General features: G+C 71.1%; 17 protein-coding genes and 1 riboswitch. Of the genes, 8 read left to right on the top strand and 9 right to left on the bottom strand.

The window, feature by feature from the left end; all coding sequences use genetic code 11:
- Positions 1-306: 306 nt before the first annotated feature.
- Positions 307-498: an LPXTG cell wall anchor domain-containing protein gene (locus tag ACIBM5_RS45105; RefSeq protein WP_360307270.1), complete on the bottom strand. Its 192-nt coding sequence runs from the start codon at positions 496-498 to the stop codon at positions 307-309.
- 100 nt (positions 499-598) lie between these two features.
- On the opposite strand from ACIBM5_RS45105, the gene ACIBM5_RS45100 reads away from it, so the two are divergent.
- Positions 599-1,384 carry a hypothetical protein gene (locus ACIBM5_RS45100; RefSeq protein ID WP_396012515.1) on the top strand — a complete coding sequence of 262 codons (786 nt, stop codon included), beginning with the start codon at positions 599-601 and terminating at the stop codon, positions 1,382-1,384.
- 342 nt (positions 1,385-1,726) lie between these two features.
- Here ACIBM5_RS45100 and prfB read toward each other — a convergent pair whose 3' ends face one another.
- The 3 genes from prfB to ACIBM5_RS45085 form a co-directional block, all read right to left on the bottom strand.
- Positions 1,727-2,839, bottom strand: coding sequence for a peptide chain release factor 2 (prfB, locus tag ACIBM5_RS45095; RefSeq protein WP_391589011.1), 1,113 nt, complete (start codon positions 2,837-2,839; stop codon positions 1,727-1,729).
- 37 nt (positions 2,840-2,876) lie between these two features.
- Entirely contained in the window at positions 2,877-4,940 is a 2,064-nt protein-coding gene (locus tag ACIBM5_RS45090; RefSeq protein WP_396012514.1) for a protein kinase, read from the bottom strand.
- A 148-nt stretch (positions 4,941-5,088) separates the two neighbouring features.
- Positions 5,089-6,579 (bottom strand): serine/threonine-protein kinase, encoded by a 1,491-nt coding sequence (locus ACIBM5_RS45085; RefSeq protein WP_396012513.1) that lies wholly within the window; start codon positions 6,577-6,579, stop codon positions 5,089-5,091.
- Positions 6,580-6,869: 290 nt separating this feature from the next.
- Between ACIBM5_RS45085 and ACIBM5_RS45080 the strand changes: the two genes are divergently transcribed.
- Complete coding sequence (locus ACIBM5_RS45080; RefSeq protein ID WP_396012512.1) at positions 6,870-9,500, top strand: FHA domain-containing protein; 2,631 nt, start codon at positions 6,870-6,872, stop codon at positions 9,498-9,500.
- Between the two features lie 136 nt (positions 9,501-9,636).
- On the opposite strand, the gene glyA is transcribed toward ACIBM5_RS45080, so the two are convergent.
- Entirely contained in the window at positions 9,637-10,917 is a 1,281-nt protein-coding gene (gene glyA / locus ACIBM5_RS45075; RefSeq protein WP_396012511.1) for a serine hydroxymethyltransferase, read from the bottom strand.
- A gap of 32 nt (positions 10,918-10,949) precedes the next feature.
- Positions 10,950-11,038: riboswitch (ZMP/ZTP riboswitch) on the bottom strand.
- Between the two features lie 158 nt (positions 11,039-11,196).
- Between glyA and ACIBM5_RS45070 the strand changes: the two genes are divergently transcribed.
- The 5 genes from ACIBM5_RS45070 (at position 11,197) to ACIBM5_RS45050 (ending at position 16,730) form a co-directional block, all read left to right on the top strand.
- On the top strand, positions 11,197-12,408 hold the full coding sequence (locus ACIBM5_RS45070; RefSeq protein ID WP_396012510.1) for an ABC transporter ATP-binding protein: 1,212 nt from the start codon (positions 11,197-11,199) through the stop codon (positions 12,406-12,408).
- Entirely contained in the window at positions 12,405-13,751 is a 1,347-nt protein-coding gene (locus ACIBM5_RS45065) for an ABC transporter substrate-binding protein (protein ID WP_396012509.1), read from the top strand. The genes ACIBM5_RS45070 and ACIBM5_RS45065 overlap by 4 nt, the downstream gene beginning before the upstream one ends.
- Before the next feature lie 9 nt (positions 13,752-13,760).
- Entirely contained in the window at positions 13,761-15,122 is a 1,362-nt protein-coding gene (locus tag ACIBM5_RS45060) for an ABC transporter permease subunit (RefSeq protein ID WP_396012508.1), read from the top strand.
- Between the two features lie 20 nt (positions 15,123-15,142).
- Entirely contained in the window at positions 15,143-16,039 is an 897-nt protein-coding gene (locus ACIBM5_RS45055; protein WP_396012522.1) for a carbohydrate ABC transporter permease, read from the top strand.
- Between the two features lie 265 nt (positions 16,040-16,304).
- Positions 16,305-16,730: a hypothetical protein gene (locus ACIBM5_RS45050; protein ID WP_396012505.1), complete on the top strand. Its 426-nt coding sequence runs from the start codon at positions 16,305-16,307 to the stop codon at positions 16,728-16,730.
- Between the two features lie 102 nt (positions 16,731-16,832).
- Here the strand turns inward: ACIBM5_RS45050 and ACIBM5_RS45045 are convergent, their stop codons facing one another.
- Positions 16,833-21,716: an NAD-glutamate dehydrogenase gene (locus ACIBM5_RS45045; protein ID WP_396012503.1), complete on the bottom strand. Its 4,884-nt coding sequence runs from the start codon at positions 21,714-21,716 to the stop codon at positions 16,833-16,835.
- A 371-nt stretch (positions 21,717-22,087) separates the two neighbouring features.
- Here ACIBM5_RS45045 and ACIBM5_RS45040 point away from each other — a divergent pair, with 371 nt between their 5' ends.
- Positions 22,088-22,651 (top strand): DJ-1/PfpI family protein, encoded by a 564-nt coding sequence (locus ACIBM5_RS45040; protein WP_396012501.1) that lies wholly within the window; start codon positions 22,088-22,090, stop codon positions 22,649-22,651.
- Positions 22,652-22,673: 22 nt separating this feature from the next.
- Here the strand turns inward: ACIBM5_RS45040 and pruA are convergent, their stop codons facing one another.
- From pruA to ACIBM5_RS45025, 3 genes are all read right to left on the bottom strand, one after another.
- Positions 22,674-24,302 (bottom strand): L-glutamate gamma-semialdehyde dehydrogenase, encoded by a 1,629-nt coding sequence (pruA, locus tag ACIBM5_RS45035; protein WP_396012500.1) that lies wholly within the window; start codon positions 24,300-24,302, stop codon positions 22,674-22,676.
- Between the two features lie 89 nt (positions 24,303-24,391).
- A complete protein-coding gene (locus tag ACIBM5_RS45030) occupies positions 24,392-25,051 on the bottom strand; it encodes an HAD family hydrolase (protein ID WP_396012498.1) in 660 nt (219 codons plus the stop codon).
- A 26-nt stretch (positions 25,052-25,077) separates the two neighbouring features.
- The gene (locus tag ACIBM5_RS45025) at positions 25,078-25,539 is read right to left on the bottom strand and encodes a DUF6912 family protein (protein ID WP_396012497.1); all 462 of its coding nucleotides are present in this window, start codon (positions 25,537-25,539) and stop codon (positions 25,078-25,080) included.
- Positions 25,540-25,746: the final 207 nt, after the last annotated feature.

Below are 25,746 nucleotides of genomic sequence, written 5' to 3'. Positions count from 1 at the left end.
GCCGTAGACGACACGAAGGCCCTGGGTGCCCCCAGGGCCTTCGCGCTGTACAGCGGCGCTCCGCAGCTTCCGGAACCCGGATCAGGCCTTGTCGGCAGCTGTCCGACACGGACCGACCCGAGCGGGCGCCCCGTTCTCGATGCCGGGCCAAGGCCCGGCCTCGTACCGCGGTGCCGCCCACCGTCCGTGGTCCCGAGCCGACCGTTACACAGACGCACTCGCGATGACGCGGTGCGCCCGGCTCGGAACGGCGGGACGGCGGATTCAGTGCCCCGGAACCGCCGCGCCGGGGCACAAGTCTTCGACTCAGGCCGCGGAGGCCTGCTGACGGCGCTTGAGCCGCGCCGGCAGGACGGTGAAGGTGAAGCCACCGGCCGCCATCGCGGCACCGCCGACGATCAGGAACGCCATGTTGGCGCCGGAACCGGTCGAGGCCAGTTCCTTGTTGGCGGGCTGCTGCGCCGCCGGAGCGGTGTCGCCGCCACCGAAGTCGCGCACGGGGGCGTTCTGCTGGTCGCCGTTGCCGCTGGTGGTGCGGGTGTTCCCGTCGCCGCCGCAGTTCAGGTCGAGCCCGCCCGAGGCGTGCGTGGCGTCACACGTGTTGCCACCGCCGGTGCTGCCGTTCGAGCTGCCGTTCGAGCTGCCGTTGGAGCTGCCGTTCGAGCCGCCCTTCGAGGTGTTCCCCGAACCGTTCGAGGAGCCCTTGGTGCTGCCCGAGGACGTGCCCGTGGAGGTACCCGTCGAGGTGCCCGCGGACGTGCCCGAGGAGGTACCGGTCGAGGTGCCGGTCGACGTACCCGCCGAGGTTCCGGTGGAGGTGCCCGTCGACGTACCCGTCGAGGTGCCCTGCGACGTACCCGCGGAGGTGCCCGTCGACGTACCCGTGGAGGTGCCCGTCGAGGTCCCGGTCGAGGTGCCCGTGGACGTACCGGTGGACGTTCCGGTGGAGGTGCCCGCCGAGGTGCCCGTGGACGTCCCCGTCGAGGTTCCGGTGGAGGTGCCCGTGGACGTACCGGTCGAGGTACCGGTGGACGTCCCCGCCGAGGTTCCGGTGGAGGTGCCCGTCGACGTACCCGTGGAGGTGCCCGTCGAGGTCCCGGTCGAGGTGCCCGTCGACGTACCCGTCGAGGTACCGGTGGACGTCCCCGCCGAGGTTCCGGTGGAGGTGCCCGTCGACGTACCGGTGGAGGTGCCCGTCGACGTACCCGTCGAGGTGCCCTCGGACGTCCCCGGCGGGCACGTGTGCGTCTGCTCGCACCCGTCGTCCGGACCGCCGTCCGTCGCGCTCGCGACGCCCGCGACCGCGAAGGACGCGCCCGCCGCGAACAGCGCGGCGGCGGCTATCCGAGCCGTCCGGACGCGCATTTTGGTTGTCATCAATTAACCCCCAGTTGGATGAGATCCCCGTGTCCGCGCCGGCGCGGGTGGGGTCCCAAACGCCGTTGGGCATCACCCCGGCGCGCGTCCGTGCCATCTGTCGATGCGCCTCGGACTCCGATCGGATGCGTCGCGGTAATGCCGCCGTTCAGACTGGTAACCGGGCGGATGCCGCGTCAAGGGCATTCGGAGAGGGTTGCGGGGGTAATTCCGATTCGCCGAGAAAATCGGCACGAAAGCGCAACGCGACATACCACGAGGGCCTCCGCGAATACGCGGAGGCCCTCGTGGGTCACGAATCGGGTTATTACGCCCCGTCATTGCCGCGCGGGCGCCGCCCGCCGATGCGCTACGCGGCGGCGGTCTGCTGCTGCTTGCGCCAGCGGATACCGGCCTCGATGAAACCGTCGATTTCGCCGTCGAGCACCGACTGCGGGTTGCCCACCTCGAATTCGGTGCGCAGGTCCTTGACCATCTGGTACGGGTGCAGGACGTACGAACGCATCTGGTTGCCCCAGGACGAGCCCTCGCCCTTGAGCGCGTTCATCCGGGCCTGCTCCTCCTGGCGCTGCCGCTCCAGCAGCTTGGCGGACAGGACCGCCATCGCGGACGCGCGGTTCTGGATCTGCGAGCGCTCGTTCTGGCAGGAGACCACGATGCCGGTCGGGATGTGCGTGATGCGCACCGCCGAGTCGGTGGTGTTGACGCCCTGGCCGCCGGGACCGGACGAACGGTAGACGTCCACCCGCAGCTCGGACTCGTCGATGTCGACGCGGTCGCTCTGCTCCACCACCGGCAACACCTCGACGCCCGCGAACGAGGTCTGCCGACGGCCCTGGTTGTCGAACGGCGAGATCCGCACCAGGCGGTGCGTGCCCTGCTCGACGGACAGGGTGCCGTACGCGTACGGCACCTTGACCGCGAAGGTGGCCGACTTGATGCCGGCCTCCTCGGCGTAGGACGTGTCGTAGACCTCGGTCGGGTAGCCGTGCCGCTCGGCCCAGCGGGTGTACATCCGCAGGAGCATCTCGGCGAAGTCGGCGGCGTCCACGCCACCGGCCTCGGAGCGGATGGTCACCAGCGCCTCGCGCGAGTCGTACTCGCCGGAGAGCAGCGTGCGCACCTCGAGTTCGCCGACCGCCTTGTGTACCGAGGTGAGTTCGTTCTCGGCCTCGGTGCGGGTGTCCGCGTCGTCCTCGGCCTCGGCCAGCTCGAACAGCACGTTGATGTCGTCGAGGCGCCGGCGCAGCTCTTCGACCCGGCGCAGCTCGCCCTGGAGGAACGAGAGACGGCTCGTCACCTTCTGGGCGGCTTCCGGGTCGTCCCACAGGTCCGGCGCAGCCGCCTTTTCGTTGAGCGCGGCCACATCGGCCCGCATCTTGTCGAGGTCGAGGACGGCCTCGATCGACGTCATGGTCGACTCGACGGACTTGAGCTCTTCGGAAGGATCAACGGCAGCCACGCGACCATCCTAAGTGGACGGCGGGCCGGACTCGGACTCAGCCCGCGTCGGGACTCGACGATGCGGCCTGGAGCCGACCGTTGTCGGCCCGGATGTACACGTCCACCCGATCGGGTCCCGCGGCCACCGCGGCGGGGGCGTCGGCGGTGGCGGTGTTCGGGTCGACCGGCCGCCAGCCGCCGTCGCCGGGCACCGCGCCGAGCAGTCGGCCGTTGCCGTCGCGGGCCAGCACGACCAGGCCCCGGCCCGGGCTGTAGGCGGCGGCCGGGCGCGCGGAGGCGGCCAGGCCGACCCGCTCGGGCTCGCGCCAACCGCCGTCGACGAAGGGGATGTGCAGCACCGCGTGGTCGCCGGCGCGCACCACGAACGCGTCCAGCATGCCGGGGGCGCCGGCGGTGAGCGCGGGCGCGGCCTCGATCCGGCCGGCGCTGGGCACGGTGGTGAAGCCGCTCCAGCCGGCCCCGGTGAGCGATCCGGCGGCCAGGCCGTCGGTGCCGGTGCGGGCGACGATGTCGATGCGATCGCCGGTGGCGACCGCGGCGGGCGCGCCGCCGAGCTTGGTCTTGGCGTCCGTCCTGGTCCATTCGCCGAATCGGCCGTCGGCCAGCGTCGTGCGGTAGAGCAGCTTGTCGGTCGACCCGACCGCGAACACGTCCACCCGGCCGGGCGCGGCACTGACCACGGCGGGATCGTCGGTGGTGCGGAACGCGGGCAGTCGGCGCCACTCGCCCCAGCGGGGCCCGTCGCTGCCGAGGTACCACAGGGCGCCCTCGCCGTCGCGTTGCACGACGTAGCTGTGCTCGGCGTCGGCACGGGTCACCGCCGGGCCGCCCTGGAGCAGCACCGGCGCGGCGGGCAGCGGCGCGAACGCGGCCCACGTGTAGCCGCCCGTCGCGTGCCCCGTGCCCGGCCCCGCGGAGCCGGCGGGCGCGGGCGGGATCGGCCGCGGGGCTCCGGAGGTCTGTCCGGCGGGTCGGGTCGGGGTGCCCTCGTCCCGGGTGAACCAGACCGCGCCCGCACCGACCGCCGCGATGGCGAGCACACCGCAGATCACCGGGATCAGCCGCCGGCGCGCACCGCCCTGGCGTCGGGCCGGTTTACTGCGCCGGTGCGACTGCACCGGCGCAGCTCCGTCGAACACCGGACGGGTCAGGTTGGTGTGCGTGTCCCGGCTGCCGTCGGCCGCCTCCGAGGTGCCCGAGACCAGGGGGACCACGCCGGCCGGCCGTGGCACGGGGGTGTCCTGGCGGCCGACGTTCCCGTTGGGGTCGGGCACGTCGAACGCGGGCAGGCCGATCAGCGCGGGCAGTGCGGAGCGCAGCCGTTCGCCGAACTCGCGGGCGGTCAGCCGGGCCGCGGGTGCCTTGGACAGGCAGGACGCGAGCACGGCGGCGAGCGGGTCGGGCAGCCCGGGAATGCCCGGCACCGGTTCGGTCACGTGCCGGCGCAGCACCGCGCCGGGGTGTCCGCCGCCGAACGGGGTCCATCCGGTGAGCAGTTCGTACAGCACGGTGGCCAGCGCGTACACGTCCACGGCGGCGGTCGGCTGCAGGCCCTCGATGATCTCGGGGGCCAGGTAGTCGGGCGTGCCGATGATCCGGGTGGCCCGGGTCCGGCGCGGCGCGTCGACCAGACGGGCGATGCCGAAGTCGGTGAGTCGGGCCCGGGAGACCCCGCCCGAGTTGTCGATCAGGATGTTCTCGGGTTTGACGTCGCGGTGGATCACGCCCTCGGCGTGCGCGGCGGACAGGCCGTCCGCGACGTCGGCCACGATCGCGGCGGCCAGCCGGGGCGTGAGCACGCGTTCGCGCTCCAGCCGCGCGCGCAGATCGGGACCGATCACCAGGTCCATCACCAGCGCGAGGTCGGTGCCGTCGACGACCAGGTCGTGCACGCCCACGATGTTGGGGTGGTCCAGGCTGGTCAGCGCGGTGCGCTCCTGGACGAAGCGGGCGACCAACACCTGGTCGGACGCCAGGTCTTCGCGCAGCAGCTTGATCGCGACGGGTCCCTCGGGGCCCTCGCCCTGCCAGACGGTCCCGCTGGCGCCGCGCCCGAGCACCTTCAGGGCGACGTATCGGCTACCGATCTTGCGTGCCAAAGCAGCTCCGTGGACCCAGCGAGCGTGGTGCTCACAGCGGACTTCCCCGACCGCACCCTACGCGGCCGGCTCCCGGAAACGGGGACCGTCGGGTAGGACGGCGTGTACGAGGTCGTCCTCGACACGGGCGATGGGGGATGACTATGCGTCAATTCTTCTTGTCGCCGCCGCTGTCGCCGCCGGTGACGAAGTCCTTGACGGTGTCGTACCAGCCTCGAACGGTATCGAACCCGTCGATAGCGGAGTTCACCCAGTCGCGCAGCGGGCTGAACCAGTAGACGGCGAACAGGATCGCGGCCATGATCACCAGCCGCAGCAGGCAGCCGATGGTGCAGCCCACGCCGGGGATGCTGGTGAGCCGGAAGCCGCGCCGCCGGCGTGGCTCGCGTTCGCGGGGCTCGCGCTCCCTGGGTTCGCGCGGTTCGCGGACGACGCGTTCGCGGCGCTGCGGCTCGCGCTCGGGTGCCTCCTCGCGGCGGTAGCGCGGTGGCGGTGGCGGAGGAGGTCCGGGGTCGGCGGGCGGCGGTGTGCCGGCCGGCCGGGCATGCTGCTGCACCGGCTCGGCGTAGGCCGGCTGCGGCGGGTAGTGCTGCGGCGGTTGCGGGTAGCCCGGCGGCTGGGTGCTCATCACCCGGGTCGCATTGGGTGGGCTCGGCGACACCGGCGGCGGTGTGGTCGGCGGTGTCGGATACCCGACCTGCGTCTGCGGAAGGGCGCGGGTGGGGTCGGCGGCGGCCTGCGCGCCGAACGCGCTCGCGGCCAGCACCTGCGCGAGCGAACCGTCGTCGGGCCGGGCGCCGGCGACGATGTCGGCGGCCAGCCGCAGTGCCCGGCCCAGGCCGGCCGCGTCCGGGCGGCTCTCGGGCCGCTTGGCCAGGCAGCGCTCGGTGATCAGCCAGTAGGCGTCGGGCATGCCGGCCGGGCGGGTGGGCACCTCGGTCAGGTGGTGGTGCAGCAGCGCGATCGGGTTGGTGTCCCGGAACGGCGGGTGCCCGGCCACCAGTTCGTAGAGCACCACGCCCGCGGCGTAGACGTCCACGGCCGGGGTCAGCGGGCGGCCCTCGGCGGTCTCGGGCGCCACGTAGCTGGGTGTGCCGACGAGTTCGTGGGTGCGGGTGAGCGCGGGCGAGTCGGCCAGGCGGGCGATGCCGAAGTCGGTCAGCATCGGGTAGAGCGAGTCGCCGTTGCGGGCGAGCATGATGTTGGCGGGCTTCAGATCCCGGTGGATCACCCCGTCCGCGTGCGTCACGCTGAGCGCGTCGCAGATCTGAGCCATCGTCAAGGCGGCCGGGGCCGGCGGCAGCGGGCCGTTCTCGCGGAGGTAGGTGCGCAGGTCGGGCCCGTCGATCAGGTCCATCACCAGGGCGAGCGTCTCGCCCTCGACGACCAGGTCGCGCACGTGCACGAGGTTGGGGTGGCGCAGATTCAGCAGCAGCGAGCGTTCGCGCAGGAAGCGCGTGACCACGTCCGGGTCGGTGCTCAACTCCTCGCGCAACACCTTGACCGCGACGATCTCGCCGGAATCGCGCACGCTCGCGCGCCAGACGGTGCCACTGGCTCCGCGCCCCAGGGTTTCCTGAAGCAGATATTTGCTGCCGACCGGCCGGTCCACGACGCTCCCCACTGTCCTGTCCGCCACCTGGGCGGTGGTGCCGGGTTGCCTTCCACCCTAGGTGCTACACGGCCGAGGACGCATCGACCCCAGGTACGGTTCGGGTCCTGCCCTCCGATGTTGTCGGACCGATACTCGGCGATACGGGCGGCCGGGCCTGTCCGGGGTGTGCGCATCACGTTCGGGCGATTCGCCGGCGACTCGGTCGCTTACGGTCGAAATTCGGACAAGATCCGTCGTCTGTCCGGCCGTAGGCGACATGACGGTCGCGGGTGCGAGGATGCCTCTTGTTTTCTGCTCGGAGGAGGGAGGCGCGCATGCAGATCCGGCTCACCGTGCACGGCCCGCAGCGGACCGGACCGGGCGCCGACGTGCTCGTCACCGCGCCGTCCGGGACGACGTTCGCGGGAATCGCGGGCGCGCTGCGGACCGCCTCCGGGACCGACGGCCAACGCTTTTGGGTGGGCGACATCCGGCTGCGCGACGACACCCCCGTGGGTCGGCCGCCGCTGGTGGACGGCGCGCTGATCACCGTCGACGCGCTCGGCTCGCCCTCCCCCTCGGCCGGCTCCGCACAGTTGCGCGTGGTCGGCGGCCCGGACGCGGGCGGCGTGCACCTGCTGCACCAGGGCGGGGTACGGATCGGCCGCGCGCCCGAGGCCGAGGTGCGCCTGGGCGACCCCGACCTGTCCCGGCTGCACGCCGAATTGTGGATAGAGCCCGGCCGGATCCGGATCGCCGACCTCGGCTCGACCAACGGCACCACCGTCGACGGGATGCCGATCGGCCGCGAACCGGTCGACCTGCCGCCGGGCTCGCTGCTGCGGGTCGGCGAATCCACCCTGCAGACCTTCCTGCCCCTGCCGTACGGCTCCCCCGAGGATTCCTCCGGCGCCTGCGCCCGGGCCGACGGCACCGGGCACATCGAGGTGCGCCGCACCGCCCGCGCCCAACTGCCGGTGCCCGCCCGGGCCCGCTTCGAACTGCCCGAGGAGAGCGCGGGCCGGCGCCGCCCGTTCGCGCTGCGCCGCCGGGCCGCCGGGACCGAGCGCGAGACGATCGAGGCGGCGGCCCGCTCGGCGCTGCTGGACGAGGTCCGCTGGCGCCGCGACCAGTCGCCCGACCCGGCGACGCTGTTGCTGGACGCGCTGTCCACCGGCGAGCCGGGTCCGGCGGGTCGGTTGTGGGAACGTGGGGCCGGCCACCCGGAGGCGCTCGGCGTGCGCCTGGGGGTGGGCGACCTGCCCTCGCGGGTGACCCTGGTGGAGCCCTCGACCGTCGCGGGCACCGACGGCGAGGAGCGCAGGCTGACCGCGTTCTCCGTCCCGGTCACCGTCTCGCTCAAGGACACCGTGCTCGGCCTGGCCGGACACCGGCCCCGACTGCTGGGCCTGGCCCGCTCGGTGGTGGCCCAGATCGCCGGACTGCACGGACCGCAGGACGTGGAGCTGGTGGTGCTGTGCGCGGACCCCGGCACCGCCGCCGACTGGTCCTGGGCCCGCTGGCTGCCGCATCTGCGGCCGGGCGAGGGCCAGGACTGCCGACTCCTGGTCGGCCTGGGACCGGATCAGGTGCAGGCGCGCGCGGGCGAGTTGCTCGATCGCATCGACACCGCCGAGCGGGTCCCGGTCCGGCGCACGGTGGTGGTCCTGGACGGCGCGGGCCGGCTGGCCGCCCGCCCGGAGATCGTCCGACTCCTGGTCGAGGGGCCGGCGGCCGGCGTACACGCGCTGTGTCTGGACGAGCGGGCCGAGGAGTTGCCCGTGCAGTGCTCGGCGGTCGCGCACGTCACCGGCGAGGTGGGCACCCGGATCGATGTGATCGGGCCGGGCACCCGACGGGTGGAGGACGTGGTCGCGGACGCGGTGTCGTCCGCGTGGGCGGACCGCTTCGCCCGTGCCCTGGCACCGTTGCGCGAGGCCACCCGCCGGGTCACCTCGCCGCTGCCGGAGTCGGTCCGGCTGCTCGACCTGCTCAACCTGGACCTGCTCACCCCCGCCAAGCTGCTCGCCGGCTGGCGCGAGGCGGGCCGCTCGCCGCGCGCGGTGCTCGGCTCGGACGCCCGCGGCGCGGTCACCGTGGACCTGTCCACCGAGGGGCCGCACGTGGTGATCGGCGGGGCCGCGGGCTCCGGCCGCTCCGAGTTGCTGGCGTCCGTGTTGTGCTCGCTCGCGGTGGCCAATCGGCCGGACGAACTCGCCATCGCGCTGGTCCGGGGGCCCCAGGGGCTCTCCGAACTGCCCCACGTGGTGGGCTATCTCGCCGACGCGGAGATCCCGGCCACCGGCGATGCGATCGCGGCCGTGCGGGACGAACTGGACCGCCGCGAGGGACTGCTGCGGGGCGCCTCGTTCGAGACGTACCGACCGGGCCCGGGTCGGCCGCTGCCCCGGCTCGTGGTGGCGGTGGACGACATAGACCTGCTGGCCGAGGCGTACCCCGGCTTCGTCAAGGGCCTCGCCGACGTGGCCCATCGCGGCGGCGCGCACGGCGTGCACCTGCTGGTGACCACCGGCCGGCCGGCCCGGACGCCGGAGATCGAGGCCGCCGCGGGCGCCGAACTGCGGATCGCCCTGCGGGTGGACGACCCGCAGGCCTCGCGGGTGCTGATCGACGTCGAGGACGCGGCGGGTGTGGACGAGGACTATCCCGGCCGCGGCTTCGTGCGCGGGCGGGACGGCGCCGTCGTCCCGTTCCAGGGCGGACGGGTGACCGGCCGGATGCCGCGCACGGCCACCCTGCGCCCCACCGTGGTGCGCCAGGAGTGGCAGGAGATGGGCAACCGCCTGGCCCGCCGCCCCACGCCCGTGGGCGGCGGCAAGGGCCCCACCGACCTGGCTCTGCTCACCGGCGCGGTCCGCCGGGCGGCCGAACAACTCGGCACCCCGCTCCAGGCCCCGCTGTGGCCCGCTGCCCCGCTGGAACACCTGGCCCGCAAGGCCCGATGAACCCACCCACCCCGAAGCCGCCGGGGACCCCACTCGGACCGCCGGCCGCCATCAGGCGCGCCGCCGAGGAATCCGCAGCCCGGTACACCCGGGGCGACGGGTGGGCGGGCGGGCGAATCCCTCCCGACGCAACCGACTACACAGGCAACCCCGGCGCCGGAAACCCACCCAGGAACTCCCGCACTTCGGACCGCACCGCGGCGATCTCGTCCTCCGACCCCACCGCCGCCCTCGTCACGATCCGATCCATCCATCGCGCGATCAACGGCATGTGCTCCTCGGAGAGCCCTCGCGACGTGAGCGCGGGCGTCCCGATCCGAATCCCGGAGGGGTCGAACGGCGAGCGGGTGTCGAACGGCACCGTGTTGTAGTTCACCACGATCCCCGCCCGATCCAGCGCCTTCGCCGCGACCTTCCCGGCCACCCCTCGCCGGGTCAGATCCACCAGCAGCAGATGGTTGTCCGTCCCGCCCGACACCAACTCGAAGCCGCGCGCCGCGAGTTCTTCGCCCAACCGCTTCGCGTTCGCGACCACCTGCCGTGCATAGGCCCGGAATTCGTCCGTACCGGCCTCGCGCAGCGCCACCGCGATGGCCGCCGTGGTGTTGTTGTGCGGCCCGCCCTGAAGGCCCGGGAAGACCGCCTTGTCGATCGCCTTGGCATGTTCGGCGCGGCACATCAGCATCGCCCCGCGCGGCCCCCGCAGCGTCTTGTGCGTAGTCGTGGAGACCACGTCCACGTGCTCGACCGGCGAGGGGTGCACCCCACCCACGATCAGCCCGGCGATGTGCGCCACATCCGCGACCAGGATCGCGTCCACCTCGCGGGCGATCGCCGCGAACCCGGCGAAGTCCACCGTGCGCGGCACCGCCGTACCGCCGCAGAAGATGATCCGCGGCCGCTCGCGCAGCGCGAGATCGCGCACCTCGTCCAGATCGGTGCGCCCGGTGTCGGCACGCACGCCATAGCGAACCCCGCGGAACCAGGTCCCGGTCGCGGACACGCCCCACCCGTGGGTGAGGTGGCCGCCCATCGGCAGCGCCATGCCCAGCACCGTGTCGCCGGGCCGGGCGAAGGCGAGGTAGACCGCGAGATTGGCCGGCGAGCCCGAATACGGCTGCACGTTGGCGTGATCCACGCCGAACAACGCCTGCGCCCGTTCGCGGGCGATGATCTCGATCGGGTCGATGTTCTGCTGGCCCTCGTAGTACCGACGGCCCGGATAGCCCTCGGAGTACTTGTTGGTGAGCACCGTCCCGGTCGCCGCCAATACCGCGGCGGAGACGTAGTTCTCGCTCGGGATCAGCCGCAGCGTGTCCTGCTGGAGTCGTTCCTCGGCGTGCACCAGCGAGGCGATCTCCGGGTCGGTGCGCCCCAGTTCGTGGTGGCGGTCGGTCATGTGCCCGTGTATGTCCATGAGTTCTCCGGCTCGGTTCACAGGGAATGTGATCCGGGTGCCCAGGCGGACGACACCTCGTCGGTGGAACCGCCGCTTCCTCGTGGTCGATCCCACGCTTACGCCAGTCGCGGCCCGCTCAGCATACGGAGCGCGACCGGCACCCGCCGGCTCATCACGCAGTGATGATCAAAAGTCACGAATAGAGCTCGTTGCACGGGGCAAGGCTTGTGGCGAGCGCCACACCAGGCGTACCACAGGACATCACAAGGCGGCATCTGTCCATCCTCGGGGGATTTCGTGGCGGAAGTGGTTCTGGATGGAGTCGGAAAGCTGTATACGGACGGCACTCGAGCGGTCACCTCGCTCGATCTGGCCGTCGAGGATGGTGAGTTCCTGGTTCTGGTAGGCCCGTCGGGATGCGGCAAGACCACCGCGTTACGGATGGTCGCCGGCCTGGAGGAGATCAGCGAGGGCACGATCAGCATCGGCGACCGGGTCGTCAATCGCATTCCCTCGCGCGATCGGGACGTGGCGATGGTGTTCCAGAGCTACGCGCTGTATCCGCATCTGAATGTGCGGGACAACATCGGATTCGGGCTTCGATTGCGGAAGTTGCCCAAGAACGAGATTCGCGAACGGGTCGACAGGGCGGCCCGGACCCTGGGCCTGGAGGAGCACCTCGGCCGAAAACCGCGGCAACTCTCCGGCGGCCAGCGCCAACGGGTGGCGATGGGCCGGGCGATCGTGCGTGAGCCGCAGGCGTTCCTGATGGACGAACCGCTGTCCAATCTCGACGCGAAGCTACGCGTGCAGATGCGCGCCCAGATCGCCCGACTGACCCGCGAACTCGGGGTCACCACGCTGTATGTGACGCACGATCAGACCGAGGCGATGACCCTCGGCGATCGGGTCGCGGTGATGAAGAAGGGGGTCCTTCAACAGGTCGCCCCGCCGCAGGAGTTGTACGACCACCCGGTCAATCTGTTCGTGGCCGGTTTCATCGGCTCGCCTGCGATGAACCTGATGACCGGCACCCTGAAGCGCGACGACGCGGGCGGCACCACGGTGCACATCGGCAGCCAACGGTTGACCGTGCACCCCGACGTGCTCGCCGCGCGCCCGGCACTGGCCGGCTACCACGCCCGCCCGCTGATCGTCGGCATCCGCCCGGAGGACCTGTACGACACCGCCCTGGAGGGCGCCGAGCCCGCCGAGGGCACGGTCCTGCGCGCCGAGGCCGACCTGGTCGAGGCGATGGGCTCGGAGGTGCTCGTACACGTGCGCGTGGACGCGCCCCCGGCGGTCACCGAGGACGTCCAGGAACTGGCGCGCGACGTGGGCGCGGAGGACACGGTGCCGGACGCCGACGCGGCGCATTCCGCGCTCGTGGCCCGCTTCGGGCCGCGTACCCGGGCCCGCGAGGGCAGCGACGTGGTGATGCGGGTGGCAACCGACCGGCTGCACTTCTTCGACCCGGAGACGGGTCTGTCCATAACGGAGGATGCGTGAAGCGGTTCGTGGGCGCCTTGGCGGTCGCCTCGATGCTCGCCATGGGTCTCGCGGCCTGTAGCGACGACGGTGACGACAAGGGCAAGAAGAACGACCCGACGCCCGGCGGGAGCGGCGCGCCGGCCGTGCCCCGGCTCGACGGCACCACGGTGAGCGTCGCCGCGGTGTGGACCGGCGACGAGCAGGCGGCGTTCAAGAAGGTGCTCGCCGATTTCGAGAAGCGCACCGGGGCCAAGACCGAGTTCATTCCCACCGGCGACAGCGCCTCCACGTTCCTGGGCCAGCGGGTCGAGGGCAACGCGGCGCCGGACGTCGCCTTCCTGGCCCAGCCGGGCGTACTCCAGCAGTTCGCCCAGAAGGGCTGGATCAAGCCACTCGCGGCCGACGTGCAGCAGGCCGTGCAGGCCAACTTCTCGTCCCAGTGGCAAAAGCTCGGCTCGTACCAGGACAAGCTCTACGGCGTCTACTACAAGGGCGCCAACAAGTCGCTGGTCTGGTACAACACCAAGGTCTACGAGAACGCGGGCGCGACCGAGGCCAAGAGCTGGGACGACCTGCTCAAGAACGCGGGCCTGATCTCCGACTCGGGCACCGCGCCGTTCGCCATCGGCGGCGCCGACGGGTGGGTGCTCACCGACTGGTTCGAGAACATCTACCTCAGCCAGGCCGGCCCGGAGAAGTACGACCAGTTGGCCAAGCACCAGATCCCGTGGACCGATCCCTCGGTCAAGACCGCCCTGGAGACCCTGGCCCAGGTCTTCGGCAAGAGCGACTGGTTCCCCGGCGGCAGCGGCGGCGTGCTCCAGACCGAGTTCCCCGCGTCCGTACCGCAGGTGTTCGGCGACCCGCCGAAGGCCGGGATGATCGCGGGCGGCGACTTCATCGGCACCAACATCCTCAAGGACACCAAGGCCAAGATCGGCACCGAGGCGAAGTTCTTCGGGTTCCCCGCGGTCGGCACCGGCAAGGCGCCGGTGGTCACCGGCGGCGACGTGGCCGTGGCGATGAAGGACTCCCCCGGCGCCCAGGCGCTGCTGAAGTACCTGGCCTCGCCGGAGGCGGCCAAGGTGTGGGCGGAGCAGGGTGGTTATCTCTCGCCGAACAAGAACCTGGGCTTGGCGTCCTATCGCGACAGCGCCACGCGCAAGATCGCCGAGAACCTGATCACCGCGGGCGACGACTTCCGCTTCGACCTCTCCGACCAGGCACCCGCCGCCTTCGGCGGCACCAAGGGCGAGGGCGAGTGGCGCGATCTCCAGGACTTCCTGCGCAACCCCTCGGACGTGGCCGGGGCGCAGAGCAAGCTCGAAGCGGACGCCGCCAAGGCATACGCGGGCGGGTGATCCGCTGCCATGAGTGACAAGGCACCCGTACCGGTCGCGGTGCCCGAGAAGACGAAGCCGATGCCCGCGCGCGAGTCGCGCGGGCTCGGTTCGGGCGCCCTGTTGGGCTGGCTGTTCCTGCTGCCGGCCATCGTCATGCTCGCCGTCCTGGTCGCCTATCCGATCGTGTGGTCGCTGCTGCGCAGCCTGTTCGGCGCGGACGGCTGGTCGGACTTCGTGGGGATCGACAACTACAAGGAACTGTTCACCGACGACGACACCTTCACCGCACTCAAGAACAACCTGATCTGGGTCCTGGTGGTGCCGGCCGCGGTCACCTCGCTCGGTCTGATCTTCGCGGTGCTGACCGAGCGGGTCAGGTTCGCCACGGCGTTCAAACTGATCGTCTTCATGCCGATGGCCGTGTCCATGTTGGCCGCGGGCATCACCTTCCGGCTCGTCTACGACCGCGAGCCCGACCAGGGCGTGGCCAACGCGGTGGTCACGAGCGTGCACGACATCTTCAGCGAGGGCGCGCCGTATCCGGGGGCCCGTCCGCGCAACGACACCGTGCTCACGCCGCAGGCAGGCGGCTTCGTCACCAGGGCCGGCACCGAGCCCGGCGGCACGGCGCTGCTGCCGCTGGTCTCGCTGCCCCCGGAGAAGATTCCCGGCGACGCGCGGGAAGCCAAGCCCGGCGTGCCGCCCGCCGGCGGACTCGGCGGCGTGGTGTGGGTCGACTTCACCAAGGGCAACGCGGGCAAGCCCGGCGTGGTCGATCCCGGCGAGAAGGGGCTGCCCGGGGTCAAGGTCGAGGCGGTCCGCGGCGGGAAGACCGTCGCGAGCGCGACCACCGGCAAGGACGGCTCGTTCACGATGCCCGCCTCCGCCGCCCGCGGGGGGCCGGTGCAGATGCGGCTGACCGAGGCCAACTTCGCCAAGTCCTTCGGCGGCTACGACTGGCTCGGGCCGAACCTGATCACCGCCGCGATCATCGGCGCCTACATCTGGATGTGGGCGGGCTTCGCGATGGTGCTGATCGCGGCGGGCCTGGCCGCGATCCCGCGGGACGCGCTGGAGGCCGCGCGGGTGGACGGTGCGACCGAGTGGCAGGTCTTCCGCCGGGTCACCATCCCGCTGCTGGCCCCGGTGCTGGTGGTGGTGATGGTCACCCTGGTGATCAACGTGCTCAAGATCTTCGACCTGGTGTTCATCATATCGCTGGGCTCGTCGCAGAAGGAGGCCAACGTCCTGGCCCTGCAGATGTACATCGCCTCCTTCGGCGGCGGCAACAACCAGGGGCTGGGCAGTGCCATCGGCATCCTGCTCTTCCTGCTGGTGCTGCCGGCGATGTTGTTCAACATCCGCCGCTTCCGAAGGGAGAACCGGTGAGCGCGTCCGCAGCCCCCGACCTGACGAAGCCCGGACAACCGCCGGCGGGCCGGGAGGGAGGCATCAAGCGCGGTCTCGCCTCGCGGATCGTGGGCCACACCGGCGGCGGCCTGGCGGCGATCGCGCTCGTGCTGATCGCGCTGTTCTGGCTGATGCCCACGTTCGGCCTGCTGGTCTCCTCGCTGCGCGACCCGCAGGAGATGAGCAAGTCCGGCTGGTGGAAGGTGCTGGGCAAGCCGAGCGACCTAACCTTCTCGAACTACGACAAACTGCTCGACAACAAGGACATGACCCGGGCGTTCTTCAACACGATCTGGATCACCGTGCCCAGCACACTGTTGGTGATCCTGATCGGCTCGCTCGCGGCCTATGCCTTCGCGTGGCTGGAATTCCCCGGTCGGGACTGGCTGTTCCTGATCGTGGTCGGCCTGCTGGTGGTGCCGGTACAGGTCGCGCTGATCCCGATCTCGAAGCTGTACGGCAACACCGGCCTGTTCGGCACCATCCTGGGCGTGGTGTTGTTCCACGTCGCCTTCGGCCTACCGTTCGCGGTGTTCCTGTTGCGCAACTACTTCGCAGGCATCCCCCGCGACCTGCTGGAGGCCGCCCGGATGGACGGCGGCACCGACCTGACCATCTTCTTCCGGGTCATCCTGCCGCTGGGTCTGCCGGCGATCGCGTCGCTGGGCATCTTCCAGTTCCTGTGGGTGTGGAACGACATGCTGATCGCGTTGATCTACGCGGACACCGAATCGGCGCCGCTGACCGTCGCGTTGCAGTCCCAATCCCGGGCGTTCGGCGCCAACATCGACGTGCTGGCGCCCGGCGCCTTCCTGTCGCTGATCGTCCCGGTGATCGTCTTCTTCAGCTTCCAGCGCTACTTCGTCCAGGGAGTGATGGCGGGCGCCGTGAAGTAGTCGAGCCGATCGAGCACACGATCGACGCCGAAGTGGCGTCGTGGGCAACGGCCGCGTGGCCGTCCGGCAACATCCGGACGACGCCCCGCGGCCTTTGTGTTTCGTGCCGCGTTTCGTACCGCGTTTCGTACCGCCATCGTTACGGATCCGACTTCGGGAACGGGATTCCGTGTGACATCGTCCGAAGGCGTAGGGTGCTCCCCGCCGCTTCGGAACCGGCTCGGGGGTGTACCGAACGGGGGGCAAACGTCATTTCGGGGGAACAATGAGGGGAAATCGTCGAATCGGTTTTCTGCGAACCCTGCTGATCGCACTGGTCGTCGAAACGGTGCTGATGAGCGCGACCGCGATCACGCTCGCGATCATGTCGTTCGCGGTTCGCGACGACCGCAAGAGCCTGGAAGGGCTCGGCGATCTGCTGCTGATCGCATCGGTGTTGTGCGCGGGCATCGCGGTGGTCTGCGGCATGGGCGTCGCCGGTGTGCGCGACGCGATGCGGCGCGGCACCGGGGCACTGGCGCGCGCGGCCGCGGTGGGCCTGATCCACGTGTTCGTCGCGCTGGTGGCGGCACTGATGGCCTGCCCGACCTGGTCGATCCTGGTGGCCGGTCTGCCGGCGCTGATCTACCTGCCGTGCTGGTGGGCCGTGCGCGAACGCAGCCACCACGAACTGCTGATGCTCGAACCGTAGTCGTCGCCGTACAGGCCGCCGGCCCGGAACCCACTCGGGTTCCGGGCCGGCGGCACGTGTGCCGTGCCCGACAACGTCGCCGGGCACGACACGGTACGGCGATCAGCTCTTGCTGCCGGTCCGCAGCAGCGTACGGATGGTCCGCATCGCGACCGAGAGCGTCGCGAGGTCGTAGTTCTCCGCCTCCTGCAACTCGTCCAGCGTGGACCGCGCCCGGGTGAGCACCGGCGCGTTCTTGTGCTCCCACGCCTTGAACCGCAGCTCGGGGGTGTCCTCCGGCTCGCCGGAGCCGAGCACCTCGGCGGTGAGCCCGGCCTGCGCGGCGTACAGATCCTCCCGCAGCGAGGCCCGGGCCATCGACTTCCACCGGTCGCTGCGCGGCAGTTCGATGATCCGGTCGAGCAGGTGCGCGATCGGCAGCCGGTCGGCGATGTCGAAGTACACCTGCGCGACGTCGAGCACCGCACGCTCGGTCTCGCCCGCCACCTCGACGATGTCCAGTGCCGCATAGGCCGAGGACATCCCGGCCACCGCGGTGGCCAGTTCGGTCGGCACGCCGGCCTCGGTGAACTGCTCGTACAGCCCGTCCATCCAGGCCAGGTCCGAACCGCGGAGCAGCTTGGGCAGGCGTGCGATCACCTCGGCCACACCGTCGCGGAAGAACTCCACCTGCGCGGCGATGTCGATCTCGCGCCGGCTGCCCAGGAACCAGCGGGTGGCTCGCTCGATCAGCCGCCGGCTGTGCAACCGCAACGTGGTCTGCGTCTCGGCCGGGACCTGGTTGTCCAGCGCCGCGATCGCGCCCATGATCCGGTCGATGCCGAAGATCTCCCGCGCGGTGATGTGCGCCCGCGCGACCTCCTCCGCCGACGCTCCGGTCTCCTCGCGCATGCGGAACATGAACGAGAGGCCGGCCAGGTTGACCACATCGTTCACCACCACGGTGGTGATGATGTCCCGGCGCAGCGGGTGCCGGTCCATCTGCTCGACGAACCTCGCCCGCAGCGCGCTGGGGAAGTACCGGTACAACTCCCGGGCCAGGAACGGGTCGTCCGGCAGGTCCGAGGCGACCAGGTCCTGCGCCATCACGATCTTGGTGTACGCCAGCAGCACGGCCAGCTCGGGCTGGGTCAGCGCCTGCCCGTTCTGCTGCCGCTCGCGCAGTTGCCGATCGGTCGGCAGGAACTCGATCTCCCGGTTGAGGTGTCCGTCCCGCACCAGCCGGCGCATGTACCGCATGTGCACGTGCAGCAGGCTGCCGGCCTGGGAGACCGCGTTGGCCAGCGCGCAGTTCTGGCCGTAGTTGGCGGCCAGCACCAGGTGCCCGACCTCGTCCGTCATGGCGGCGAGCAGCTCGTTGCGCTGCTTGAGCGTCATGTCGCCGGCGGCGGTGACCTGGTTGAGCAGGATCTTGATGTTCACCTCGTGGTCCGAGGTGTCCACGCCCGCCGAGTTGTCGATCGCGTCGGTGTTGATGCGCCCGCCCGCGAGCGCGAACTCGACCCGGCCCAGCTGGGTGCAGCCCAGGTTGCCGCCCTCGCCGACGACCTTGACCCGCAGGTCGGCGCCGTTGACCCGGATCGCGTCGTTGGCCTTGTCGCCGACGTCGGCGTGCGATTCGCCGCTCGACTTGATGTAGGTGCCGATCCCGCCGTTCCAGAACAGGTCCGCGGGGCTCTGCAGGATCGCCTTCATCAGCTCGGCCGGAGTGAGCCGGATCAGCCCGTCCGGCAGTCCCAGCGCCTGGCGCACCTGGGCGTTGATCGGCACCGACTTGGCGGTGCGCGGGTACACGCCGCCGCCCGCCGAGATCAGCTCCTTGTCGTAGTCCGCCCAGGAGCTGCGCGGCAGGTCGAACAACCGGCGCCGCTCGGCGAAGGAGGTCGCCGCGTCCGGGTTCGGGTCCAGGAAGATGTGCCGGTGGTCGAAGGCGGCGAGCAGCCGGATGTGCTCGGACAGCAGCATGCCGTTGCCGAACACGTCACCGGACATGTCCCCGATGCCGACCACGGTGAAGTCCTCGGTCTGGGTGTCGTGACCCAGTTCGCGGAAGTGCCGCTTGACCGACTCCCACGCACCGCGTGCGGTGATGCCCATGCCCTTGTGGTCGTAGCCCGCCGAGCCGCCGGAGGCGAACGCGTCGCCGAGCCAGAAGCCGTACGCCTGCGCCACCTCGTTGGCGATGTCGGAGAACGTCGCGGTGCCCTTGTCCGCGGCCACCACCAGGTAGGTGTCGTCCGCGTCGTGGCGCACCACGTCCGCCGGCGGCACGACCGCGCCGTCGACGAGGTTGTCGGTGATGTCGAGCAGCGCGCCGATGAAGGTGCGGTAACAGGCGATGCCCTCGGCCAGCCAGGCCTCGCGGTCCGTGGGGTCGGGCAGCTGCTTGCAGAAGAAGCCGCCCTTGGCCCCGACCGGCACGATCACGGTGTTCTTCACCATCTGTGCCTTGACCAGGCCCAGGATCTCGGTGCGGAAGTCCTCGCGCCGGTCCGACCAGCGCAGCCCGCCGCGCGCGACCGCGCCGAAGCGCAGGTGCACGCCCTCGACCCGGGGCGAGTAGACGAAGATCTCGAACCTGGGCCGCGGCGCGGGCAGGTCGGGGATCTCCTGCGGGTCGAACTTGAGCGAGAGGTAGTCGTGCGCCTCGCCGTCCTCGCGGTGCTGGAAGAAGTTGGTCCGCAGGGTCGCCTTGACCATCGCCAGGAACGAGCGCAGGATGCGGTCCTCGTCCAGGCTGGCCACCTGGTCGAGCGCGCCCTCGATGGCCTCGACGATGCCGTCCACCAGCTCGGTGCCGGCCTGCTGGTGGCCCGGCGAGAAGCGGGCCTCGAACAGGTTCACCAGCAGCCGTGTGGTGTGCGGGTTGGAGACCAGGACGCCCTCGATGTACTCCTGCCCGAAGGTGGTCCCGGCCTGCCGCTGGTACTTGGCGTACGCGCGCAGCACCATCGCCTGGCGCCAGGTCAGCCCGGCCCGGAAGACCAGTGCGTTGAACCCGTCGTTCTCCGCGCGCCCGGTCCAGGTCGCCGAGAACGCGTCCTGGAACAGCTCCTTGACGTCCTCGGGCTGCCCGTACATCGCCGACGCGTCGTAGCGCAGGCCGAAGTCGTACACCCACGCCACGGTCCCGTCGGCGCGGCGCAGCTCGTAGGGCCGCTCGTCGACGACCTCCAGGCCCATGCGCTGCAGGATCGGCAACACCTCGGAGAGCGACACGTGCCCACCGGAGCGGTAGATCTTGAACCGCCGCTCGCCCGGCAGTGCTCCTATCGGCTCGTACAGGTGCAGCTTGAAGTCCGCCTCGGGGGTCAGTTCCTCGATCCGCTTGAGGTCGGCCACCGCGGTCCGGGGCGGGAAGTCGGACTTGTAGCCCTCGCTGAACGCGTGTGCGTAGCGGCGGGACAGTTCGGCCGCGCTCTCCTCGCCGCATTCGGCGACGAGGGCCTCGCCGAAGTCGTCGATCCACGAGCGGGTGGCCTCGGACAGCAGTCGTTCGATGTAGTCCACGTCCGGGTCGCCGAGTTCGGCGCCGGTGGGCACGCGCACGGTGAAGTGCAGGCGCGCGAGCACGGACTCGGTGTTGCGCGCGGTGTAGTCGACCACCGAACCGGCCAGCTCGGCGAGCAGGATGTCCTGCATCTTGAGCCGGACCTCGGTGGTGTACCGGTCGCGCGGCAGGTAGACCAGGGCCGAGTAGAACCGGCCGTACTCGTCCTTGCGCAGGAACAGCCGCAACCGGCGGCGCTCCTGGAGGTAGAGCACGCTGATCACGATGTCGTGCAGCTCGTCCACGGCGATCTGGAACAGGTCGTCGCGCGGGTAGGTCTCCAGGATCTGCAGCAGGTCCCGGCCGTCGTGGCTGACCGGGGGGAAGCCGGCCTTGTCCAGCACCGCGTGCACCTTGCGGCGCACCACCGGGATGCGCTGGACGCTGTCGGTGTACGCGGCGGAGCTGAACAGCCCCAGGAAACGACGCTCGCCGATCACGTTGCCGGCCGCGTCGAACTTCTTCACGCCGATGTAGTCGAGGTAGGCCGAGCGGTGCACGGTCGCCCGCGAGTTGGCCTTGGTCAGGATCAGCAGCTGTTTTTCCCGGGCCTTCGCGCGCGCCCGGGTGGAGAGCCGGCTGAAGGACGCGGACAGGTCCTGGTCGGCGCGCAGGATACCGAGACCGGTACCGGGCACCGCCCGCAGCACGTCCTCGTCGTCCTCGCACACCAGGTCGTACTCGCGGTACCCGAGGAAGGTGAAGTGGTCCTCGGAGAGCCAGCGCAGCAGCTCCCACGCCTCGCCGATCTCCTCCTCCGGCAGCGTCGCGGGCGGGTCGTTGGCGAGCTCGTCGGCCAACCGCAGCGAGGTGTCGCGCATCTTGGCCCAGTCCTCGACCACCTCGCGCACGTCGCTGATGATGCGCTGCAGACCCAGCTCGACCGAGCGCAGGTCCTCGCGGTCGCTCTCCCGGTCGATTTCGATGTGCATCCAGGACTCGAGGACCGCGTCCTCGGGCACACCGTGCGCGTCCGTGGTGTCCACGATCTCCAGCAGCTCGCCGGCGATCGTGCGCCGCACGATGAGCTGCGGATGGATCACCACGTGGATGCTGCGTTCCTGGCGGGAGAGTTCGTTGGTGACCGAGTCCACCAGGAAGGGCATGTCGTCGGTGACCACCTCGACCACGGTGTGCCCCGAGGCCCAGCCGTTCTCCTCCACCGTGGGCGTGTACGCCCGGACCCGCGCGGTGCCCTGGGGGCGCTCCGCCGCGAGTCGACAGTGCGAGATCGCCGCCCCGTACACGTCGACCGGATCGCGATCGATCAGGTCGTCGGGTGCGGTGTGCCGGTAGTAGCGGGACAGGAGGACATCGAGGTCCACCCGGTTCGGGCCCTCGGGCCCGCCGCCTCCGTGCTGTGACGATGCCGCTCGTGCCGCTTCCGCCGCTCGGGCGAGAAGCTCCGCCTTCGCCTCGTCCAGCTTGCTCTGCATGATGCTGCCGCTCCTGTCGCGCGCCGTTGCGTGACCATTGCCGTCCCCGGGCGTGCCCGGCTGTGTACTGCCGGTACCCGCTTTGTCGCGAGTACCTGTTTCAGGCGACGTCGTCCGACCCGCGGTGGTTCCGGGACTCCGTCGTCCCGGCCCGAGGTCGCGCCGGCGTCGCCGCATCGTCAGGCTACTCGCGTGCCCCCCGACCGCCGAGAGGGGACCTTGGATCAGGCTGTAAGCAATTTCCGGGTCGCTCCCGACACCTCGTACCCATTGCCCCCGAGGCGGCGCCCGGGGCACCGTGGAGGCGGGGCCCCGGCCCTGGCGCGGGACGCGAGGCACGGCGGGACGAACTCGGTGGGGAGACGATCGTCATGGCCAAGAAGGTGCTGCTGATCACCGGCGACGCGGCGGAGTCGCTGGAGGTGCTCTATCCGTACCAGCGCCTGCGCGAGGAGGGGTACGAGGTGCACGTGGCCGGACCCTCGCGCAAGAAGCTCGGCTTCGTCGTGCACGACTTCGTCGAGGGCTTCGACACCTTCACCGAGCGGCCCGGCTACACCTGGCCGGCCGACTTCGCGTTCGTGGAGGTGCGGCCGGAGAACTACGTCGCCCTGGTGCTGCCGGGTGGTCGGGCTCCGGAATACCTGCGCAACAACCCGGTCGTACAGCGCCTGGTGCGGCATTTCTTCGAGGCGGACAAGCCGATCGCGCAGATCTGTCACGGCCCGCTGATCGCCGCCGCCGCAGGCATGTTGGCCGGGCGCCGGACCGCCGCCTACCCGGCGATCGCACCGGACGTCAGGGCCGCGGGCGGCACCTGGGTGGACGGCGAGGCGGTCGTCGACGGCACCCTGGTCTCCGCCCGCGGCTGGGTCGACCACCCGGCCTGGATGCGCGAGTTCGTCCAGGTTCTGCGGGCCAAGGCGCCGGCCTGAGGTCGGCCCGGGCGCGGAGCGCTCAGCCCATGTGCGGGTAGCGGTAGTCGGTCGGCGGGTCGAAGGTCTCCTTGATCGTGCGGGTGCTGGTCCACCGCATCAGGTTCTGCATCGCGCCCGCCTTGTCGTTGGTCCCGGACGCCCGGGCACCGCCGAACGGCTGTTGACCCACCACCGCGCCGGTGGGCTTGTCGTTGAGGTAGAAGTTGCCGGCCGCGAACCGCAGGAGGCCCGAGGCCTCGGCCAACGCGCGCCGATCGCGGGCGATCACCGAACCGGTGAGCGCGTACGGGGCGGCCGACTCCATCTGCCGCAACATCGCGTCCCAGTCGCGATCCTCGTACACGTGCACGCCCAGGAGCGGCCCGAAGTACTCGGTGGTGAACACCTCGTCCCACGGGTCCTCGGCAAGCACCACGGTGGGCCGGACGAACCAGCCGACCGAGTCGTCGTAGGTCCCGCCCGCCAGGACCAGCAGGCCGTCGTCGGCGTGTGCCCGGTCGATGGCCGTCTTGAGCCTGGCGAACGCGCGCTCGTCGATCACCGCACCCATGAAGTGCCGCAGATCGGTCACGTCGCCCATCGACAGGCCGTCCACCTCGGCCAGGAACGCGTCCCGGAAGCCGCTCTCCCAGATCGAGCGCGGGATGTAGGCGCGCGAGGCGGCCGAGCACTTCTGCCCCTGGTACTCGAACGCGCCGCGCACCAGCGCCGTCCGCAGCACGTCGTGGTCGGCGCTGGGGTGCGCGACCACGAAGTCCTTGCCGCCGGTCTCGCCGACGATCCGCGGATAGCCGCGGTAGGTGTCCAGGTTCGTGCCCACGGTGCGCCACAGGTGCTTGAACGTCGCGGCCGACCCGGTGAAGTGCAGCCCGGCGAAGTCCGGGTCGGCCAGCGCGACGTCGGAGACCGCGATGCCGTCGCCGTGCAGCAGGTTGATCACTCCCGGCGGCAGCCCGGCGGCCTCCAGGAGCCGCATCAGGTGATGCGCGGCCAAGGCCTGGGTGGGCGAGGGCTTCCACAACACCACGTTGCCCATCAACGCGGGCGCGGTGGGCAGGTTGCCCGCGATGGCGGTGAAGTTGAACGGCGTGACCGCGTACACGAAGCCTTCCAGCGGCCGGTGATCCAGCCGATTCCACACCCCGGGCGAGTTGATCGGCTGCTCGGCCATGATCCGCCGGGCGAAGTGCACGTTGAACCGCCAGAAGTCGATCAGTTCGCACGGCGCGTCGATCTCCGCCTGCTGCACCGTCTTGCCCTGACCCAGCATGGTCGCGGCGGCGATCGTCTCGCGCCACGGCCCGGCCAGCAGGTCGGCGGCCTTGAGCAGGATCGCCGCGCGGTCGTCGAAGTCCAGCGCACGCCAACCGGGCGCGGCCTCCCGCGCCGCGACCAGCGCCGCCCGCGCGTCGTCGTGGGTCGCGTTGGCCAGCGTGCCGAGTTCGCCCGCCCGCCGATGCGGCTGCACGATCTGCACGCGCTTGCCCGCACCCATACGATGCTCGCCGCCGATCGTGTGCGGCAGGTCCACCGGCTCGGCGGACATCTCGGCCAGCGCCGCGGTCAGGCGCTCCCGTTCGGGAGAGCCCGGCGCGTAGCCGTGGACGGGTTCGTTGCTCGGCCGGGGCACGCGGGTCACAGCATCCATGGATGCGCAGTGCCCACGAACCGGACAATCGATGCGCCCCACCCCGCCCGCGCGAGTCAGGCGCGCCGGCTCCACCCCGCCCGCGCGAGTCAACCCGAGTACGTGCGCGCCAGCTCCACCGCGTCCGCGAGCGAGTCCACCACCGGCACGCCGACCTGCTCCAAGCTGGCCCGCGCGTGCGAACCGCCCGCGTACAGCACCGCCCGCGCGCCCACGTGCAGCGCGGCCGCCGCATCGTCCGCGGCGTCGCCGATCAGCACCACCTCGGCCGGATCCCGGCGCAGTGCGTCCAGGTGCCGCACCAGGTGCTCGGCCTTGCCCCCGCCGGGCGGACCCACCCGCCCGTCGACCCGGACGAAGCGTTCCTCGATCCCGAACCGGCGCACGAACGGCATCAGCGCCTCGTGCGCGGTCAACGACAACAACGACTGCGTACCGCCCTCGCGCTGCCAGGTGTGCAGCAGCTCGTCCGCACCGCGGGCGAGCTCGCACAGCGCGCTGTGCGCGGCGTAGACCTCCTGGAAGGCGTCGTCGAGCAGGACCCACTCGGCCGGATCGGGGACCCGGCCGGTGACCTTCTCGTAGAACTTCGGTACGGGCACGCAATAGAGCTCGCGATAGCGCTCCAGCGTCATCGGCGGCAGCCCGAGCAGTGCGAACGAGGCGTTGGTGGCCGCGATGATCGCATCCATGTCGTGGAACAGCGTGCTGTTCCAGTCCCAGACCAGGTGCGGAGGTCGACTCTTCATGGACCTTCATTGTGCCGTGGGTGCGCTCACAGCAGATCGGCAAGCTCCTGTGTCGCGAACCACAACAGCTCGTGCTCCTCGGTCGCCTCGATCAACTCGTCGGTGAGCCCGCCGGCCAGCGCCGCGGCGATCGCGCCCTCGGCGTCGGCGGTGTCCATGTGCACCGCCGCGATCCGCTTGCGCGGCACCGTCGCGTCCACCAGGACGGCGCCCGGCCCGTCCTGCTCCCGCACGCTCACCAGCGCGTCCGGAACATCCGCCGCCAGCACGACCCGACGCGACGCCCCCGGCTCGGCCGCGAGCAGCCGCAACGAGGCCTCGGCGGCCCGGGTCAGCGCGCCGTACTCCAGCTCCTCCTCGTCCCCGCTGCCGTACCAGGCGCGAAACGCGTCGGTGACCGCGTACGCGGCCGACGGCGCCGAGACGATCCCGCCGTCGGCGTGCACCGAGGCCAGACCCGCGGGGGTGGTGGGGATGAACACACGCATCGGACGACTCCAATCGAGTGAAATCCCGACATCCCTTCGTGTTCGTCGGGAGCCGGGGCGACGGTCGACCTACCGCCACATTGCGTGAGTCGACGCGTCAGGGTAATCCCCGGGCGGGCCGAACGAATGGTTGACCGTGCGTCGCGGGCCGGCTAGGAAGTGCCTGCACACGTCCCGGTCGGGGGAACGAGCGGAACGAGTGCGGCA

The organism is Embleya sp. NPDC050493, assembly GCF_044458105.1.
Lineage (GTDB): Bacteria > Actinomycetota > Actinomycetes > Streptomycetales > Streptomycetaceae > Embleya.
The sequence above is the reverse complement of the archived record's forward strand: the minus strand, read 5'-3'. Positions and strand labels throughout refer to the sequence as shown.